Annotated in this window: 13 protein-coding genes; 5 read left to right on the top strand and 8 right to left on the bottom strand. The window is 68.1% G+C overall.

Annotated features, from left to right (window positions below; genetic code table 11):
• Positions 1-24: 24 nt before the first annotated feature.
• Entirely contained in the window at positions 25-3,798 is a 3,774-nt protein-coding gene (mfd, locus tag AC57BR_RS06060) for a transcription-repair coupling factor (protein ID WP_496358885.1), read from the top strand.
• Between the two features lie 5 nt (positions 3,799-3,803).
• Positions 3,804-4,625 carry a metal-dependent hydrolase gene (locus AC57BR_RS06055; protein ID WP_496358884.1) on the top strand — a complete coding sequence of 274 codons (822 nt, stop codon included), beginning with the start codon at positions 3,804-3,806 and terminating at the stop codon, positions 4,623-4,625.
• A gap of 73 nt (positions 4,626-4,698) precedes the next feature.
• On the opposite strand, the gene AC57BR_RS06050 is transcribed toward AC57BR_RS06055, so the two are convergent.
• The 6 genes from AC57BR_RS06050 to nirB all read right to left on the bottom strand — a co-directional run bounded on the left by AC57BR_RS06050 (position 4,699) and on the right by nirB (position 11,760).
• Positions 4,699-4,932, bottom strand: coding sequence for a hypothetical protein (locus AC57BR_RS06050; protein ID WP_307100790.1), 234 nt, complete (start codon positions 4,930-4,932; stop codon positions 4,699-4,701).
• A gap of 46 nt (positions 4,933-4,978) precedes the next feature.
• On the bottom strand, positions 4,979-5,722 hold the full coding sequence (gene deoC / locus AC57BR_RS06045; protein ID WP_496358882.1) for a deoxyribose-phosphate aldolase: 744 nt from the start codon (positions 5,720-5,722) through the stop codon (positions 4,979-4,981).
• A gap of 83 nt (positions 5,723-5,805) precedes the next feature.
• A complete protein-coding gene (locus AC57BR_RS06040) occupies positions 5,806-6,663 on the bottom strand; it encodes an FAD-dependent oxidoreductase (protein WP_496358880.1) in 858 nt (285 codons plus the stop codon).
• Positions 6,664-6,923: 260 nt separating this feature from the next.
• On the bottom strand, positions 6,924-8,078 hold the full coding sequence (locus AC57BR_RS06035) for a uroporphyrinogen-III synthase (protein WP_496359025.1): 1,155 nt from the start codon (positions 8,076-8,078) through the stop codon (positions 6,924-6,926).
• A 14-nt stretch (positions 8,079-8,092) separates the two neighbouring features.
• Entirely contained in the window at positions 8,093-9,127 is a 1,035-nt protein-coding gene (gene cobA, locus AC57BR_RS06030) for a uroporphyrinogen-III C-methyltransferase (protein ID WP_496358878.1), read from the bottom strand.
• Between the two features lie 2 nt (positions 9,128-9,129).
• Positions 9,130-11,760: a nitrite reductase large subunit NirB gene (gene nirB, locus AC57BR_RS06025; protein ID WP_496358877.1), complete on the bottom strand. Its 2,631-nt coding sequence runs from the start codon at positions 11,758-11,760 to the stop codon at positions 9,130-9,132.
• Between the two features lie 294 nt (positions 11,761-12,054).
• Here nirB and nirD point away from each other — a divergent pair, with 294 nt between their 5' ends.
• Positions 12,055-12,420 carry a nitrite reductase small subunit NirD gene (nirD, locus tag AC57BR_RS06020; RefSeq protein ID WP_496358876.1) on the top strand — a complete coding sequence of 122 codons (366 nt, stop codon included), beginning with the start codon at positions 12,055-12,057 and terminating at the stop codon, positions 12,418-12,420.
• A 32-nt stretch (positions 12,421-12,452) separates the two neighbouring features.
• Here nirD and AC57BR_RS06015 read toward each other — a convergent pair whose 3' ends face one another.
• Positions 12,453-14,222, bottom strand: coding sequence for a phospho-sugar mutase (locus AC57BR_RS06015; protein WP_496358874.1), 1,770 nt, complete (start codon positions 14,220-14,222; stop codon positions 12,453-12,455).
• A 132-nt stretch (positions 14,223-14,354) separates the two neighbouring features.
• Here AC57BR_RS06015 and AC57BR_RS06010 point away from each other — a divergent pair, with 132 nt between their 5' ends.
• The gene (locus AC57BR_RS06010) at positions 14,355-14,849 is read left to right on the top strand and encodes an RrF2 family transcriptional regulator (protein WP_496358872.1); all 495 of its coding nucleotides are present in this window, start codon (positions 14,355-14,357) and stop codon (positions 14,847-14,849) included.
• Here the strand turns inward: AC57BR_RS06010 and AC57BR_RS06005 are convergent.
• Positions 14,846-15,664, bottom strand: a complete 819-nt coding sequence (locus AC57BR_RS06005; RefSeq protein ID WP_496358870.1) for a purine-nucleoside phosphorylase — start codon at positions 15,662-15,664, stop codon at positions 14,846-14,848. The genes AC57BR_RS06010 and AC57BR_RS06005 overlap by 4 nt on opposite strands.
• Positions 15,665-15,781: 117 nt before the next feature.
• Here AC57BR_RS06005 and AC57BR_RS06000 point away from each other — a divergent pair, with 117 nt between their 5' ends.
• Positions 15,782-17,197 carry an NAD(P)H-quinone dehydrogenase gene (locus AC57BR_RS06000; RefSeq protein ID WP_496358868.1) on the top strand — a complete coding sequence of 472 codons (1,416 nt, stop codon included), beginning with the start codon at positions 15,782-15,784 and terminating at the stop codon, positions 17,195-17,197.
• Positions 17,198-17,274 lie beyond the last annotated feature (77 nt).

The raw sequence follows: 17,274 nt of genomic DNA, 5'->3' as shown, positions 1-17,274 counted from the left end.
ATGAGATTCCAGGAGATCCTGCCCATGAGCTCCAAAGGCCAGCGCCCCAGCGGCCAGCCCTCCAATGGCCTGCCCCTCAGCGGCCTGCGCCGCGTCCTTCATGCGGACAGGACGTTCGCCCGCGTGCAGTCCGAGGCGGGGAGGAGCTTCAGTGTCCGCAGCGAGGACTACCAGATCAGCGCCCCGGCAGGCCTGCGGCCCGTGCTCCTGGCGGAGATGGCGGACGGACTGCTGAACGCTGCGGGAAATGGGAGCTCCGCCGGCGACGCCAGCGCTGACCACGCCGCGCCGGGTGTTGTCCTGGCCGTCACCGCCACGGGACGCGAGGCCGAGGACCTTGCCGCCGCGCTCCGCGCCTACCTGCCCGCCAGCGCCGTGGCCGAGTTCCCCAGCTGGGAAACCCTCCCGCACGAGCGGCTGTCCCCGCGCTCAGACACGGTGGGCCGCCGGCTGTCGGTCCTGCGGCGCCTTGCCCATCCCCAAGAGTCAGCACACCCCGAAGACCCAGTCCACGTGGCAGACGCAGCGCACCCGGAGAACGCAGCGGGACCCCTCCGCGTGGTGGTGGCCCCCGTCCGCGCCGTGGTCCAGCCGATCGTGGCCGGCCTGGGGGACCTGGTTCCGGTGACGCTGAAGGTCGGCCAGGAGGCCCCCTTCAGCAGTGTCGTCAAGAACCTTTCAGACGCCGCCTACGCCCGCGTGGACATGGTGACCCGCCGTGGCGAGTTCGCCGTCCGCGGCGGCATGCTGGACGTCTTCCCGCCCACCGAGGACCACCCCATCCGGGTCGAGTTCTTCGGCGACGAGGTGGACCAGATGCGCTGGTTCGCCGTCGCCGACCAGCGCTCGCTGTCCGCCCCCGGCGTGCATCACCCCACCGAACTCCACGCTCCGCCCTGCCGCGAAATCCTCATCACCCCCTCGGTGATGTCCCGGGCTGCGACGCTGAAGCCCCAGCTGCCCGCGGCTGCCGACATGCTGGAGAAAATCGCCGGCGGCATTGCCGTGGAAGGCATGGAATCGCTGGCGCCTGTCCTCGTGGACGCCATGGTCCCGTTCATGCAACAGCTGCCCCCGGGTTCCATCTCGGTGGTCATCGAACCGGAGAAGGTCCGCACCCGTGCGCACGACCTCGCCGCCACCAACGAGGAGTTCCTGGAAGCCGCGTGGTCCACGGCCTCCGACGGCGGAGTTGCGCCTTTGGCGCTGGACACAGTTCTGGGTTCGCAGGCGTCGGCTGCCCTGCATTCGGCCAGTTTCCGCTCGCTTGCAGAGACCCGCTCCGCGGCCCTCGGGAACGAGGTGTCCTGGTGGTCCATCACGTCGCTGGCCACGGATGAGGAACTGACACCGGACATCGACGTGCTCAACCTCCACGCCCGTGAACCGCGCGGTTACCAGGGTGACGTGGCGGAAATGATGGACTTCATCGGCTCGCACGTGCGGGACCAGTGGCGGCTCGTGGTGGCCACCGAAGGCCCGGGCCCGGCGCAGCGGCTGGCCGAACTGTTCCACGACGCCGACATCCCCTGCGCCCGGGTGGACACACTGGACCACGAACCCCAGGCGGGGATCATCGAGGTGACTACCGCCGCCGTCGGCCGCGGTTTTGTCCTGGACGGACTGAAACTCGGTCTCCTGACCGAGGCCGACCTGCTCGGCCGCACCTCCGCAGGCTCCACGAAGGACATGCGCCGCATGCCGTCCAAGCGGCGGAACGCCGTGGATCCGCTGCAGCTGGTGGCCGGGGACCATGTGGTGCACGAGCAGCACGGCATCGGGCGGTTCGTGGAGCTCATCCAGCGCAAGGTGGCTGGGGGCGGGGACGGTGTCCGCGAGTACCTGGTCCTGGAATACGCGCCGTCGAAACGCGGGGCGCCGGGGGACAGGCTGTTTGTGCCCACCGACCAGCTGGACCAGGTGACGCGCTACGTCGGCGGTGACACCCCCGTGCTGAGCAAGATGGGCGGCGCGGACTGGGCCAGCACCAAGTCCAAGGCGCGCCGGGCGGTCAAGGAGATCGCCGGCGAGCTCATCCGGCTCTACTCGGCCCGGATGGCGTCGCGCGGCCATGCCTTCGCGCCGGACACGCCGTGGCAGCGCGAGCTGGAGGAGGCCTTCCCGTACGTGGAGACCCCGGACCAGCTCACCACCATCAACGAGGTCAAGGCCGACATGGAGCGTGAGATCCCGATGGACCGGCTGGTCTCCGGCGACGTCGGCTATGGCAAGACCGAGATCGCCGTCCGCGCCGCCTTCAAGGCCGTGCAGGACGGCAAGCAGGTAGCAGTGCTGGTGCCCACCACCCTGCTCGCGCAGCAGCACTACGAGACGTTCACCGAGCGGTTCTCCGGGTTCCCGCTGCGCGTGAAGCCGCTGTCCAGGTTCCAGGCGTCCAAGGAAGCCAAGGAAACCGCCGAGGGCGTGAAGAACGGCTCCGTGGATGTGGTGATCGGCACGCACCGGCTGCTGTCCAAGGACTTTGAGTTCAAGGACCTGGGCCTCGTGATCGTGGACGAGGAGCAGCGCTTCGGCGTCGAGCACAAGGAGGCGCTGAAGAAGATGCGCACCAATGTGGACGTCCTGGCCATGAGCGCCACCCCGATCCCCCGTACGCTCGAAATGTCGCTGACGGGCATCCGCGAAACGTCCACCCTGGCCACCCCGCCGGAGGAGCGCCATCCCGTGCTCACCTACGTGGGGCCGTATACGGACAAGCAGACCTCCGCCGCCATCCGCCGCGAGCTGATGCGCGAGGGCCAGGTGTTCTTCGTGCATAACCGGGTGTCCACGATCGAAAGGACCGCGGCCAAGATCCGCGAACTCGTTCCCGAAGCCAGGGTCGAGGTGGCGCACGGCAAGATGTCCGAGAGCCGGCTGGAGCAGATCATCGTGGACTTCTGGGAGAAGCGCTTCGATGTCCTGGTGTGCACCACCATCATCGAGACCGGGCTGGATATCTCCAACGCCAACACTCTGATCGTGGACGGCGCGGACAAGTACGGCCTGTCGCAGCTCCACCAGCTGCGCGGGCGCGTGGGCCGCGGACGCGAACGCGCCTACGCCTACTTCCTCTACCCCTCCGAGAAGCCGCTGGGCGAGGTGGCGCTGGAACGGCTCAAGGCCGTGGCCACCCACAACGAGCTCGGCGCGGGCATGCAGCTGGCCATGAAGGACCTGGAAATCCGCGGCGCCGGCAACCTGCTGGGCGGTGAGCAGTCAGGCCACATCCAGGGTGTCGGCTTCGACCTCTACATCCGGCTGGTGGGCGAAGCCGTGGCCGAGTACCGCGGTGAAGCCGAGGAGAAGGCCGCCGAGATGAAGATCGAGCTGCCCGTGAACGCGCACCTGCCGCACGACTACGTCCCGGGGGAGCGGCTGCGGCTGGAGGCCTACCGCAAACTGGCGTCCGCCGTCACCTACGAGGCCATCGACGAGGTCCTCGCCGAGCTCGTGGACCGCTACGGTGAGCCGCCCCTGCCCGCCCAGAACCTGGTCGCCGTCGCGCGCTTCCGGGTGGGTGCCCGCGAGGCCGGGCTGTCCGACGTCGCCCTGCAGGGAAACTTCATCCGGTTCTCCCCGGCGCAGCTGCCCGAATCGAAGACCATGCGGCTCAACCGCATGTACCCGGGCGCCCAGTCCAAGCCCGCCCTCGACGCCGTGCTCATCCCCAAGCCGAAAACGGCAAGGATCGGTGGCCGCGACCTGCAGGACGCCGAAATCCTGGAATGGGCCGACGGCGTCATCCGCAACATCTTCGCCGACGCCCCGGTCCCGCTCGAAGCCACGAAGGGCTAGCCGTGATGGGAGGGCACCACGCCGCGTCAGGAGCCGCGGCGTGGGTGGCTATTGCCGCGACGGGGCCGTACACGCTGGGCTGGTACCCGCTGGATGCCACCGGTGTGCTGATCGGCGGCATGGCGACTGCGGGCACCGCCCTGGTGTGCGACTGGGACCACCGTTCCAGCACCGTGGCGCACTCGCTGCCGCCGCTGTCCAACATGATCGCCGTGGGCATCGAGAATGCCAGCGGCGGCCACCGGCAGGGCACGCATTCGGTGCTGGGGGCAGCCATGTTCGTGCTGCTCGCCGCGGTTGCGGCGCAGATCCAGGTGGACACGCCGTGGGGTGTGCTGTCCGTGGGTGCCGGGCTGCTGTGCATGTTCATGATCAACATCGCCGCCAAGGCGCTGAAACTGTTTCCGAAGTCCGGGTGGATCACCAACTGGGTCTTTGCCTTGGCCATGGCCGGCCTGGTGACCTGGTTTGCGCCGCACCAGTGGACCTGGCTGCCCATGTCCATGCTGATCGGCGTCGTGGTCCACATTGTGGGGGACATGGTGACCACCGGCGGTGTTCCGCTCCTCTGGCCGCTGGTGATCAAACCGCCCAAGTTCCTGCGCCGGATGTGGGTCTTGAGGAACTTCTGGCGGCCCAACGGCGCCTTCTCCATCCCGCTGCTGGGCCGGGCAGGGTCCCGGCGGGAGTGGCTGGTGCTGATACCGGTGAGCGGCTACGCCATGGTGGGAATGTGCCTGGCCGCGTGGTCGCTGGCCGGCGCGCATTTTCCGGCCGCGCTGGCCCTGGCCGGCCGGCTGGCCAGCAGCCTGCTGGGACTGCCCTGATTCAGAGCCAAAAAGCCGAAGCCCCGGACAGTTTGATCTGTCCGGGGCTTCGGCTTTTTAGTTCAGTTGGGCTTTAGTATTCGCCGGCGGAGTCGGAGCGGCCCGTGATGGTCTGCGGGATCCAGAAGGCGAGGGCGAAAAGGCCAAGGCACACAGCCATCGGCCACGGGTTCTCCAGGGACAGGAAGGACAGCGAGTAGATGGCACCCAGGAACAGGGCCATGATGACCACAAACAGAACGATGCTGCCGGCCAGGGTGTTCTCGTTCTGGGGCGTCTTTACCTGCTGGTCGATCTTGCTGGACATTCATTCCTCCTCGGCCCCGCGGGGCTCAAACTGTGGCTGCCGCCGGTCAGTACGCAGACGAACCCTGTTCGCCTTTGACGATTGCAATACCGGAGCTGGCGCCAATACGTGTTGCACCTGCAGCAATCATAGCCTGTGCATCCTCGAGGGACCGCACGCCGCCGGAGGCCTTGACGCCCAGGTCCGGGCCCACGGTGCGACGCATGAGGGCGATGTCCCCGGCGGTGGCGCCGCCGCCGTTGAAGCCCGTGGAGGTCTTGACGAAGTCGGCGCCGGCCTCCACGGCCGCTTCGCAGGCCAGGACCTTCTGGTCATCGCTGAGCAGGGCAGTCTCGATGATGACCTTGAGGATCGCTTCGCCGGCGTGGACGGCCTCGGCGACGGCCTTGATGTCGTCCACGAGGGCGCCCCTGTCCGAGGCCCTGGCCGCAGCGATGTCGATGACCATGTCCACTTCGTCGGCACCGTCCAGCACGGCCCCGCGCGCCTCGAACGCCTTGACATCGCTGGGCGTGGCGCCCAGCGGGAAACCCACCACGGAGCAGGTGAGCACGCCGGTGCCCTTGAGGGCCGTCTTGACCGTCTTGACCCACACGGGGTTCACGCACACCGACTTGAACCTGTACTCGGCGGCCTCGGCACACACCTTGAGGATTTCCGCTTCGCTGGCCTCCGGCTTCAGCAGCGTGTGGTCGATGAAGGAAGCGATGCCCGGCGCCCCGCTGCCGTCCCCGCGAGATTCTGCGGGGCTGGTCGCGGTGCCCGTGCCGGGGCTGGCTTCGTTGCTCATGCTGGTCCTTTCCGTGGGCTTTTGGCCGAAGGCGCCCCGGGTGTCGCGGCGTCCTTGCGAACCATCCTGCCACAGCCGGAAAGCTAGGCAGCGGCGGCCAGCTGCCCCACCGGAAGCGCCGCCATGAGCTCGGTGGCGCAGACGCCGGCAGCGGAACCGGACGCCACCAGCAGACCCAGCCGCACGCCGTCGAACGCTGCAGCGTCCCCGATGGCCCAGATGCCCGGCACGGAGGAGCGGAAGTCGCGGCCGACGACGATCCCGCCGGACGCTGCCGTCTTTACGCCCGCGGCGGCCGCCAGGCCGTCCCGGGGCGTGCGGTCCTCGGCGAGGACCACGAGGTCGCCGTTCATGCGGCTGCCGTCCTCGAACACGACGCCGGCGGCCGGCAGCACGGAACCGGCCAGCGCTGGCACCACGGCGGCAGGCCGGGCAGTGGTGCGGACCGGACGGACGCCCCGGGCGCGGAGCACCGCTTCGGCCTGGCCGGCGGCGGGACCGGTGCCCACCAGGATGCCCAGCGGCCTGCGGCCAAGCACGCGGGTGACTTCCTTGACGGCGTGCCCGATCCTGGCGGCGTCGTCGATGGTGGAGTAGCTGAGGCAACGGCCGGAGCCGTCCACCGGCGAGTGCACCGGGGCCGAGCCGGTGGCGATGACCAGCTGGTCGTAGGAGAATTCCATGCCGTCGGCGGTGGTGACCACCTTGGCCCCGGCGTCGATGTGGCTGGCGGGCTGGCCGAAGCGTACGGAGACAAACGGCAGGGCGGCCAGTTCCAGCAGGTCGTCGGGGGCGTCGTCGCGGCTGCTCAGCACCGTGACGGTCCCGGAGAACTGTGCAGCGGCCAATTGGGCCACCAGCGCCTGGGCGGCCGGGCCTGCCCCGGCGATGAGGATTTTGGTGGAAGGGGCGGTGGACGGAAACTGTGCCGGAGCGGACATGTGCGGGCCCTTTCGAATGCTGCACCAGGCGGGCCGGTCTCGGGCCCTGTTGTGCTGATGGGACCCAGCCTAGGGGGACCGTTTTTCGCGGGTGTTTCCCTGCCGTTGCGGAATTGTCGCCGGCTGTTCGCTGCTATTTACCACCCGGTAACAAAAGGGAGTTTTTGTACAGATATCGCGCCCTAAACCAAGTTTTGGGGCCATATATCTGTACAAAAACTCCCTCTGTTATTCGCATCACACCGGGGTGGGTGCGGCCGCTAGACGCGGATGCGGTAGCCGCGCTTCACCACGGTTTCCACGAGCTTGCCGTCCGGCAGGGAAGAGCGGAGCCGGCTGACCGTCATGTCCAGCGCGTGCACCGAGCCGCGCAGTTCCAGGAGCTCGGAAAGGGACTCCCGGGAAAGGACCGCACCGCCGGCGCCCAGGAGCGCGCGGAGCAGCAGCAGCGGCGCCGGGGCGATCTCCACCGCCTCGCCGTCGATGCGCAGCGACCGGCCGCGCAGTTCCACGTTTCCGGAGCGCGTGTCGAGGCGGCGCACATGGTTCAGCGCAAGGTGCTCGCACACCAGCCGGATCAGCGCACCCATCCGGAACCGCTCCGGCACCAGGGGAGTGATGCCCGCGTCCAGCAGCGGCTGTGCCGTCACCGGACCAACGACGGCGGTCGTTACGGTGGTCTTGAGGCTCTCCACGAGCTGCTTGTACAGCCCCATCTCATGGGCTGTGCTCCACATGGCGTCCACGGCGGGGGCACTCGTGAACGTCAGGACGTCCAGGTTGCCGCTGCACGCAGCCTCGATCAGGCGGGGGAGCCGGTCGGCGCCGTCGGGCTTGACCCAGCGGTACGGGGTCACGGTCAGGACGGTGGCGCCGGACATCCGCAGCCGTTCCAGCTGGCGGACATCCGTGTAGCCGTGCAGCTGCACTGCCACGGTCTTGCCGCGCACGCCCTCCGCCAGGAGCATGTCCACCAGCGTCGCCGTGGTCTCGTCGCTGCTGATTCCGACGTCGGCCAGGCCGGCCGCGCGCACCGCGCCGCGGGCTTTGGGTCCGCGCACGAACATCCGGCAGGCGCCCAGGGTTTCCAGCAGTGACTCGCCGATCCCCGACGCGTCGGCCGCCTCGCACCAGCGGCGCATGCCGTAGGCGGTGGTGGCGATGCAGAGGTCCGGCTTTGCCGCGATGATCGCCTTGGTGTCCTCGATGAGGCTGATGTCCTCGTTCACCGGGGCGATCTTCAGGGCCGGGGCATGCAGGACCTCGGCGCCGCGGCGTTCCAGGGCCTCGATGAGGTCCCGCGAGCGGCGGTGGGACGTCACACCGATCCGGAAACCCTCCAGCGGGGCTTCGGCAGCCGCCTCCGGCGCGGTTTCGGTGGGCGCTGCTGTTTCAGTGGGGGCCAGTGCATTCATTGCGTTCATGCCTATCACGAACCCAGCAGCGAGGCCGCCAGGCGGTCGAGCTCGGCCGCGGCCTCGGCATGCCCGCGGTTGGCCTCAGCCACCCGCACCACCTCGCCGATCACCAGGACGGCGGGGTTGCTGCAGCCGGCGGCGGCAGTAGCGATGGTGCCCAGTTCCGCGATGGTGGTCTTCTGGCCCGGCCGGTAGCCGCGCTCCACCACAGCCATGGGCATGTCGGTGCGCATCCCGGCGCGGCGCAGGCCTGCGGCGAGGTGGTGCAGCGTGCCGATGCCCATCAGCACCACGATCGTCCCGCCCAGGCCGGCCAGGTGCGTCAGTTCCTTCTCCGTGAGCGGCGCGTGGCCGGACACGACGGTGAACATGTGGCTGACTTCACGGTGCGTCACAGGGATGCCGGCGGCAGCCGGCACGGAGATGGCGCTGGTGACACCGGAAATGACGCGGACGGGGACGCCGGCGGCGACGCAGGAAGCAACTTCCTCACCGCCGCGGCCGAAGACGTACGGGTCACCGCCCTTCAGGCGCACCACGTTGTTGCCGTCCAGGGCGGAAGCGACCATGAGCTTCTCGATGTCGCCCTGGCTCACCTTGTGGTGTCCCGGGCGCTTTCCGACGTCGACCAGTTCGGCGGAGGTGAGGGATGCCAGCTCCTGGTAGGGGGCCAGCCGGTCGTAGAACACGACGTCGGCATCGCGCAGGGCCTTGACGGCCGCCACGGTCAGCAGCTCGCCGGTTCCCGGGCCGCCGCCAACCAGCGTGACGTGGCCGGCCCGGCCGGCGGCCGGTTCGGCCGCCACCGGAATGCCGGCGGCGCGGCAGCGGTCCAGCAGTGGCTCCCAGCCGGTCTGGCCGTCGTCAACCGCTGCGACGAGGAAGGGGCGCTCGGGCAGGGGACCGTCGTGCCCGGCACCCTGCGGGGTGCTGAGGCGGGAGACGACGGCGCCGGCTGCCTCGTAGCGGCGGACGGCCTGGCGGGCGGCGAAGTCCGAACCGGTGACCAGGACATCGCGGCCGGTGAGATCAATGCTGAGCTGCATGGCTATACCTCGTTCTCATCGCGGGGCCGCATGGGGATGGAGGCCCCGACCAGCACCTTGCTTTTTTCCTCTGCCGTTGCCGGGCGCATCTGGCCGCGCTCGTCCGGGACGAAGGTGATGGAATCGTCCTTCTGGTCCGGGGCGTTCACGAAGGAGCGGAACCGGCGCAGGCGCTCGGGGTCCTTCAGGGTGTCTGCCCACTCGTCGATGTAGGTGTCGACGTGCTTGGCCATGGCTGCCTCGAGGTCCTCGGCGATGCCCAGGGTGTCGTGCACCACGACGTCCTCGACGTGCTTGATGCCGCCGTCGAGCTCCTCCTGCCAGCGTGCGGTGCGCTGCAGGCGGTCGGCGGTGCGGATGTAGTACATGAAGTAGCGGTCGATGTACTTGATCAGCGTCTCGTCGTCCAGGTCCTTGGCCAGTAGCTGGGCGTGGGCCGGGGTGGCACCGCCGTTGCCGCCGACGTACAGGTTCCAGCCGTCCGCGGTGGCGATCACGCCCACATCCTTGCCGCGGGCCTCGGCACATTCGCGGGCGCAGCCGGAGACGCCCATCTTGAGCTTGTGCGGGCTGCGGAGGCCGCGGTAGCGGAGCTCGAGCTGGATGGCCATGGCCACCGAGTCCTGGACGCCGAAGCGGCACCAGGTGGAACCGACGCAGGACTTCACCGTGCGCAGGCTCTTGCCGTAGGCCTGGCCGGATTCGAAGCCCGCGTCCACCAGTTCCTTCCAGATCTCCGGGAGCTCCTCCAGCCGGGCACCGAACATGTCGATCCGCTGGCCGCCGGTGATCTTGGTGTACAGGTTGTACTTTTCAGCGACGGCGGCGATGACGCCAAGTTTCTTCGGGGTGATCTCGCCGCCGGCGATGCGGGGGACCACCGAGTAGGTGCCGTCCTTCTGCATGTTGGCGAGGGCGCGGTCGTTGGTGTCCTGCAGGGTGCCGCGGCCGGCGTCCAGGACGTAGGCGCTGTTCTGGCTGGCCAGGATGTTGGCGATGGTCGGCTTGCAGATGTCGCAGCCTGCGCCGGTGCCGTACTTGGCCATGATCTCCTCGAAGGAGGTCAGTTCCAGGACGCGGATGGCGTCGAACAGTTCCTGGCGGGACAGCTCGATGTGCTCGCACAGGGCCTTCGAAACCTCGACGCCGGACTTGGTTAGTTCGGTTTCCAGCAGCTTCTTGAGCATCGGCACGCAGGAACCGCACTGGGTTCCGGCGCGGGTGCAGCCCTTGAGTTCGCCGAGTTCCTGGACGGGGGCGTTGCCGTCGCAGGCGCCGCAGCCGTTGATGGCGTCACGGATGGTTCCCGCGGTGACATTGTTGCAGGAGCACAGGGTGGCATCGTCCGGCAGTTCAGTCTCGGGGGCGTCGCCGCCGCCGGCGGCGCTGAGGAACGCACCGGGTTCGGCGGGAAGTTCGCGACCCAGCAGCGGGCGAAGGCTCATGTACGGCGAGGCGTCGCCCACGAAGATGCCGCCCAGGAGGGTCTTGGCGTCGTCCGTGGTGACGATCTTCTGGTAGACGCCGCGGGCGGGGTCGGCGTACACGATTTCGAGGGCGTGTTCGGTCTTCGCGAAGGCGTCGCCGAAGCTGGCTACATCCACACCGGACAGCTTGAGCTTGGTGGCGGTGTCGAAGCCGGGGAAGGTGGCATCCCCGCCGTGCAGGCGGTCCGCCACGATCTCTGCCATGGTGTTGGCGGGCGCAACCAGGCCCAGGCACATGCCGCCGAAGTTGGCTACTTCACCAATGGCCCAGATGCCCGGTACTTCGGTGGCGCAGTAGTCGTTGATGACCACGCCGCCGCGCTGGCCGAGGCTGAACACCTGCTCCTCGCCCTCGGCGGCGCGGAAGAGTTCGTCGCGGGGCCGGACGCCGATGGCGACGATCACCATGTCGGCTTCGATGATGCGGCCGTCGGCCATGAGGACGCCCGTGACCTGGCCCTCGCCGTCGGAGAGGACTTCGGACGGGAAAACGCCGCCGTGGACTTCGAAGCCCTTGGCCTTGATGAGCCGGCCCATTGCCTGGCCCGCTCCTTCGTCGAGCTGCGTGGCCATCAGCCACTGCGAACCGTCGATGACGATCGGGTTGGCGCCCAGCTGCTCTGTGCCGGCGGCGGACTCGAGCCCCAGGAGGCCACCACCGATGGTGACGGCGTTGACTTTGCGGCCAAGCTTTTCCGTGAGCTCGGCGATGGCCTTATTAATGGCCCAGACGTCTTCAAGCGTGCGGTACACGTGTGTGAGCTCGGCGCCGGGGATTGGCAGGCGGGCTGCATTCGAACCGGTGGCGACTACCAGTTCGTCGTATTCGAAGGTGTTGCCGGCAGCGGTTTCCACCGTCTTGGCTTCGGCATTGATCTTGACTACGCGCTCGCCGGTCTTCAGCTCCACGTTGGCGTGGTCCCACATGGCGCGCTCACCCAGGGTGAGGTCGTAGTCCATGTCGGTGAGGGCCTTGGAGAGCGCAACGCGGTCGTAGGGGAGGTGGGCTTCCTCAGTGAGGACCGTGACATGCCAGCCATCGAGGCCGCGGGCATGCATGGCGTCCGCAAAACGGTGGGCTGCAGGGCCGCCGCCGGCGACCACGATGCGGCGCGGAGTCGATGAGGTTGAAGTCTGTTCGGTCACTGTGGGCCTTTCGCTGGGCCGCAGACGGTGCTCTGCAGCTTGTCCATCCAGACTAGGGAGGCGCAGTTTCGCTTCAGTTTCCCAATTGTTTCGTGAACTTAACTTCTGCATCACGGCCTTGTTTCGGGCTATGTGAAGTGTCTTTTACGTTCCCGACACATTGACTGCACCCCGTCGAAACACCGTCACCCTAGCTTTGGTATACGGCCACAGCGGCGGCTAGAGCAGGCGCAATTTCACGTCTTGCAGGACCGGCCCGCCGCCGGAAAGCACGCAAAGGGAGAGGAGCCGGACATGACGGCAACACTGGAACTTGAGGATCTCGCCACCGGATATGCAGCAGGCTGGCACCGTGTCTGCGCAGTGGAGGACCTGGAACTGGCCTGGGGCGAAGCGGCACTCGTGGCCGGTCGGCAGGTGGCCCTGTTCCGCACGGGCCCCGGTGAGGTTTTCGCGGTAGCGCAGGAGGACCCGGCCACCGGTGCCTTCGTCATGGCACGCGGCATCCTCGGATCACGCGGCGCGCGCCCCACCATCGCCTCGCCGCTGCACAAGGAGGTCTACGACCTCGAAACGGGTGAGTGCTTCGGCAACGGGGACCTGCGCCTGGCCGCGTTCAGCACGCGCATCGTCGATGGTTTCATCGAGGTCGAGCTCTAAAGGCCCAGGGCCATTTACAGACCCAGAGCCAATTACAGGCCCAGCGCCTCACGCACGTCTGTGAGCACCTGGTCCAGCGCTGCCCTGGCCGCCAGCCGGGCTTCGGGCAGTTCAGCGGCCGAGCCGACGCTCTGGATGACCTCCAGGTAGCACTTGAGTTTCGGCTCCGTGCCGCTTGGCCGGATGATCACACGGCTGAGGTTGCGGGTCACATAGAGCAACCCGTCGGTCGGAGGCAGTTGTTCGCTGCCTTCGGCCAGATCCACGAATGACTCCACGGCCGAACCGCCAAACGATTCGGGCGGGTTTACGCGAAGCCGGTTCATCATGGCGTCCAGCAGGCCGAGGTCCCCCACGCGGATGTTCAGCTGGTCACTCGCGTGGAGTCCGTGGACCAGGTACAGCTCGTCCAGGGTGTCGAAGATCGTCTTGCCCTCGGACTTGGCCGCGGCCGCCAGCTCTGCGATCAGCACCGCGGCGGCCAGTCCGTCCTTGTCGCGGACCAGATCCGGTGCAACGCAGTAGCCCAGCGCCTCCTCATAGCCGTAGACGAGGCCCGGCACCCGGGAAATCCACTTGAACCCCGTGAGCGTCTCCTCGTGGGCGTACCCGGCTGCCGCGGCGATGCGCGCAAGCAGCCGGGACGAAACAATCGAACTGGCGAACACTCTGCCGCCCGCGTCCACTTCGGAGTCGTCCACTTCGGAGTCGTCCGCCCCGGCGGCGGCCAGCCGCTCCACGACATGCGCCCCCAGGAGGGCGCCCACCTCATCGCCCCGCAGCATCCGCCACGCACCCGTGTCAGGGTCCTTCGCAGCCACCGCGGCGCGGTCCGCGTCCGGGTCGTTGGCCAGGACGATGTCCGCGTCCGCCTGCATCGCTGTGCCAAGCGCCAAATCCAGGGCGCCGGGTTCCTCGGGGTTGGGAAAACTGACGGTGGGGAAGTCCGGGTCCGGCTCGGCCTGCTCGCTGACCAGCGTCACGTCGGTGAACCCGGCTGCCCGGAGGACGGCGACAGCCGTGGCGCCCCCTACGCCGTGCAACGGTGTCAGGACGATCTTCAGGTTCCGGGCCGGGAACAGCCCGCGATCGGCAAGCCCCGCCGTGGCGGCCTCGTAGTCCTGAACGATCCCGGCGTCCAGGACCGTCCATCCGTCCTGGGCCAGTGGGATCGAGGCAAGGTCGCCCACGTTGCTGATCTCGGTGGCGATCAGGGCGTCGTACGGCGCCACGATCTGCGCCCCCCGGCCGTTTTCCTCCACGGCATGACGGCCGAGGTACACCTTGTAGCCGTTGTCCTGCGGAGGGTTGTGGCTGGCAGTGACCATCACACCGCCGTCGCATTCCAGCGCCCGGACCGCATACGCCAGCAGCGGCGTCGGCAGGGCGGCCGGCATCAGGAACGTCTCGATTCCGGCCGCGGTGAACACCGCCGCCGTCTCCGCGGCGAAGATGTCTGAGTTGTAGCGGGCGTCATAGCCGACGACGGCGCGCGGCCGTGTGCCGGGCGCAGCCTCCGCCACTGCCCGGACCAGGAAATTGGCGAAGCCCGCCGCTGCGCGGCGGACCACGACGCGGTTCATCCGGTTGGGCCCCGGCCCCAGGGCGGCACGCAGGCCCGCCGTTCCGAACTGCAGCGTTCCCCGGAAGCTGTCTTCGAGGTCCTGCCGGGCGGCGGGCGTGCCGGCCTCGGTGAGCTTCACGAGTTCGGTCAGCGTTGCCGCGGTGCGCGGGTCCGGATCCTGGGCAGCCCAGGCGCGGGCGTCGTCGAGCAGCTGAAGATCGGCTTCGGAAGGCGTCATGGAAACCAAACTATCGTCAAAACCCGGCGGAGCGGTGCCGGACAGGGCAGCGGATCTGTCACAACTCCATTGCTTCGTGGCCGACGGAACGCTCCTTGACAGCAAAAATTCTGGACACGTAGCGTCTGGGTTGTGAAGCTGAACCAGGGGGTGGAGTGGGCCCTCCACTGCTGCGTCAACATGGCGTGGGCACCCGTGGGGGAACCGATCAGCAGCGGCCGGCTGGCCGAGCTGTACAAGCTGCCTCCGGCGTACCTGAACAAGCAGCTTCAGTGCCTGGTGCGCGCCGGCGTCCTGCAGTCCGTGTCCGGCCCCAGGGGAGGGTTCCAACTGGCGCGGCGTGCTGACCGGATCTCAGTGCTGGACGTGGTGCTGGCCATCGAAGGCCGGGACCTGGCGTTCCGCTGCGAAGGCATCCTGGCAAACTGCCCCGGCGGCGACGCGGACGAGGATTACCTCCACAGCTGCATCATTTCGCAGTCCATGCGCCAGGCGGAGCTGGCCTGGCGCACCGAACTCGCGCGGCAGAGCGTGGCAGGCATTGCGCAGTCCCTTGAGCGGCGGTTCCCCCAGGCGCGCGCCACCACGCTCGCCCAACTCCTCGGCAGGGACAACGGCCGGGACTAGAGCCGGCCGATGATTTCCGCCAGGAGCTTGGAAATGCGCGGCCCGGCAGCGTGTCCGGCTTCGAGCACTTCCTCATGGCTCAGCGGGGTCGGGCTGATGCCGGCAGCGAGGTTGGTGACCAGCGAGATTCCGAAGACCTCCATGCCCGCGTGACGGGCGGCGATGGCCTCCAGCGCAGTCGACATCCCCACCAGGTCGGCACCGATCCGCTTGGCGTACTGCACCTCGGCCGGCGTCTCGTAGTGCGGGCCGGTGAACTGGGCGTAGACGCCTTCGTTCAGTGACGGGTCGACCTCCCGGGCCAGGTCCCGGAGCCGCGATGAGTACAGGTCGGTCAGGTCCACGAAGGTTGCCCCTTCGAGCGGGGACGCCGCGGTGAGGTTAATGTGATCTTTGATGAGCACGGGGGTGCCGGGTGTCCAGTCTTCGTTGAGTCCGCCGCAGCCGTTGGTGATCACCAGGGTCCGGCAGCCGGCGGCGGCCGCGGTTCGCACGCCGTGGGCAACGGCGCGTACACCCTTGCCCTCGTAGTAGTGGGTGCGGGCGCCGAGGACCAGTGCGCGCTTGCCTTCCCGGGTCAGCACGGAACGAATCGTGCCCACGTGTCCCTCCACGGCGGGAGCCGAAAAGCCCGGGACCTCGGAGGCCGCCAGCGTCGCGGTGGTCACGCCGATGAGGTCGGCGGCCTCGGCCCAGCCTGAGCCCAGGACCAGTGCGGTGTCGTGTGCCTCGACGCCGGTCTTCGACGCGATGTAATCCGCGGCCGTCCGGGCTGCTTCGAAGGGATCCGTGTCCAGGAAATCTGTTGTGCTCACCCGGTCCAAGCTACCGTGCCGGAGCCGGTGCGGGCAGCAGGAACGCGCTCCGTGGGGCCGCCTGGCCTGCCCGGGACGGTTGGTGGTCAGGCGCAGGATGCGGGAGAATAGTCGTTTGTGACTATGCATCCTGATTTCAGCGCCCCCCGAATCGCAATTCTCGGCGGAGGTCCGGGTGGCTATGAAGCCGCCATGGTGGCCGCCTCGCTGGGAGCCCAAGTCACCATCATCGAGCGCTCCGGCCTCGGCGGCTCCGCGGTGCTGACCGACGTGGTGCCGTCCAAGACGCTGATTGCGACGGCGGACCTGATGACCCGCGTCAGCGTTGCGGGCGAGCTGGGAGTCAAGTTCGACGTCGACGGCGGGGATTTCGTTCCGGTCATGCGCGCCGATCTCAAGCACATCAACGACCGCCTGCTGGGCCTCGCCCGCCAGCAGTCCCTCGACATCCAGACCGGCCTGGAGCACCAGAACGTCCGCATCCTGAACGGGTCCGGCAAGCTGGTGGACAGCCACACCATCGAGGTCCTGACCGCCGACGGAACCGAGACCGTCGAGGCTGACGCCATCCTGCTGACCGTCGGGGCGCACCCGCGGGAACTGCCCACGGCACGGCCGGACGGCGAGCGGATCCTGAACTGGGCACAGATCTACAACCTGGACGAGCTGCCGGAAGAACTGATCGTGGTGGGCTCGGGCGTGACCGGCGCCGAGTTCGCCTCCGCCTACAACGGCCTGGGCTCGAAGGTCACCCTCATCTCCAGCCGCGACCGCGTGCTTCCGGGTTCCGACACGGACGCTGCCGAGGTGCTGGAAGAAGTTTTCGAACGTCGCGGCGTGAAGGTGCTGTCCCGTTCGCGTGCGGAGACGGTGGAAAGGACCGAAGACGGCGTGGTGGTCACCCTCGGTGACGGTTCCAAGGTCACCGGCAGCCACTGCCTGGTGTGCGTGGGGTCCATTCCCAACACCGCCGGCATCGGCCTGGAGGAAGCCGGCGTGGCGCTGACCGAAAGCGGCCACATCAAGGTGGACGGCGTGTCCCGCACCACTGCCCCGAACATCTACGCCGCCGGCGACTGCACCGGCGTCCTGGCGCTCGCCTCCGTCGCCGCCATGCAGGGCCGGATCGCGATTGCGCACTTCCTGGGCGACCAGGTGACCCCCATCAAGCTGCACCAGGTGGCGTCCAACATCTTCACGTCGCCCGAGATCGCGTCAGTGGGTGTCTCCGAGGCCGAGATCGAATCCGGCAAGTACCAGGGCGACATCATCAAGCTCTCCCTGCAGAGCAACGCCCGCGCCAAGATGCGCAACGTCAAGGACGGCTTCGTCAAGATCTTCGCCCGCAAGGGATCGGGCACCGTGATCGGCGGCGTGGTGGTCGGCGCCAACGCGTCGGAGCTGATCTTCGCCATCTCCATCGCAGTGAAGCAGAAACTGCATGTCGACGACGTCGCCAGCACCTTCACGGTGTACCCGTCGCTGAGCGGCTCCATCTCCGAGGCGGCACGACGCCTGCACGTGCACATGTAGGTGGTTGCCGCACAACCTGTGAATGGCAGTATTCTCCTAGTCGCCACCGGCAGAGCTGAGTAAAATTCAGACTGTCG

This window comes from Arthrobacter sp. BGA-UO-ETr-C19 (assembly GCF_059568005.1).
This window is presented reverse-complemented; position numbering and strand designations above follow the sequence as displayed.

Excerpts from the sequence above, each read along its gene's own strand:
- mfd (WP_496358885.1), top strand. The coding sequence starts at position 25 with ATGAGCTCCAAAGGCCAGCGCCCCAGCGGCCAGCCCTCCAATGGCCTG.
- AC57BR_RS06055 (WP_496358884.1), top strand. The coding sequence starts at position 3,804 with ATGGGAGGGCACCACGCCGCGTCAGGAGCCGCGGCGTGGGTGGCTATT.
- AC57BR_RS06050 (WP_307100790.1), bottom strand. The coding sequence starts at position 4,932 with ATGTCCAGCAAGATCGACCAGCAGGTAAAGACGCCCCAGAACGAGAAC.
- deoC (WP_496358882.1), bottom strand. The coding sequence starts at position 5,722 with ATGAGCAACGAAGCCAGCCCCGGCACGGGCACCGCGACCAGCCCCGCA.
- AC57BR_RS06040 (WP_496358880.1), bottom strand. The coding sequence starts at position 6,663 with ATGTCCGCTCCGGCACAGTTTCCGTCCACCGCCCCTTCCACCAAAATC.
- AC57BR_RS06035 (WP_496359025.1), bottom strand. The coding sequence starts at position 8,078 with ATGAATGCACTGGCCCCCACTGAAACAGCAGCGCCCACCGAAACCGCG.
- cobA (WP_496358878.1), bottom strand. The coding sequence starts at position 9,127 with ATGCAGCTCAGCATTGATCTCACCGGCCGCGATGTCCTGGTCACCGGT.
- nirD (WP_496358876.1), top strand. The coding sequence starts at position 12,055 with ATGACGGCAACACTGGAACTTGAGGATCTCGCCACCGGATATGCAGCA.
- AC57BR_RS06015 (WP_496358874.1), bottom strand. The coding sequence starts at position 14,222 with ATGACGCCTTCCGAAGCCGATCTTCAGCTGCTCGACGACGCCCGCGCC.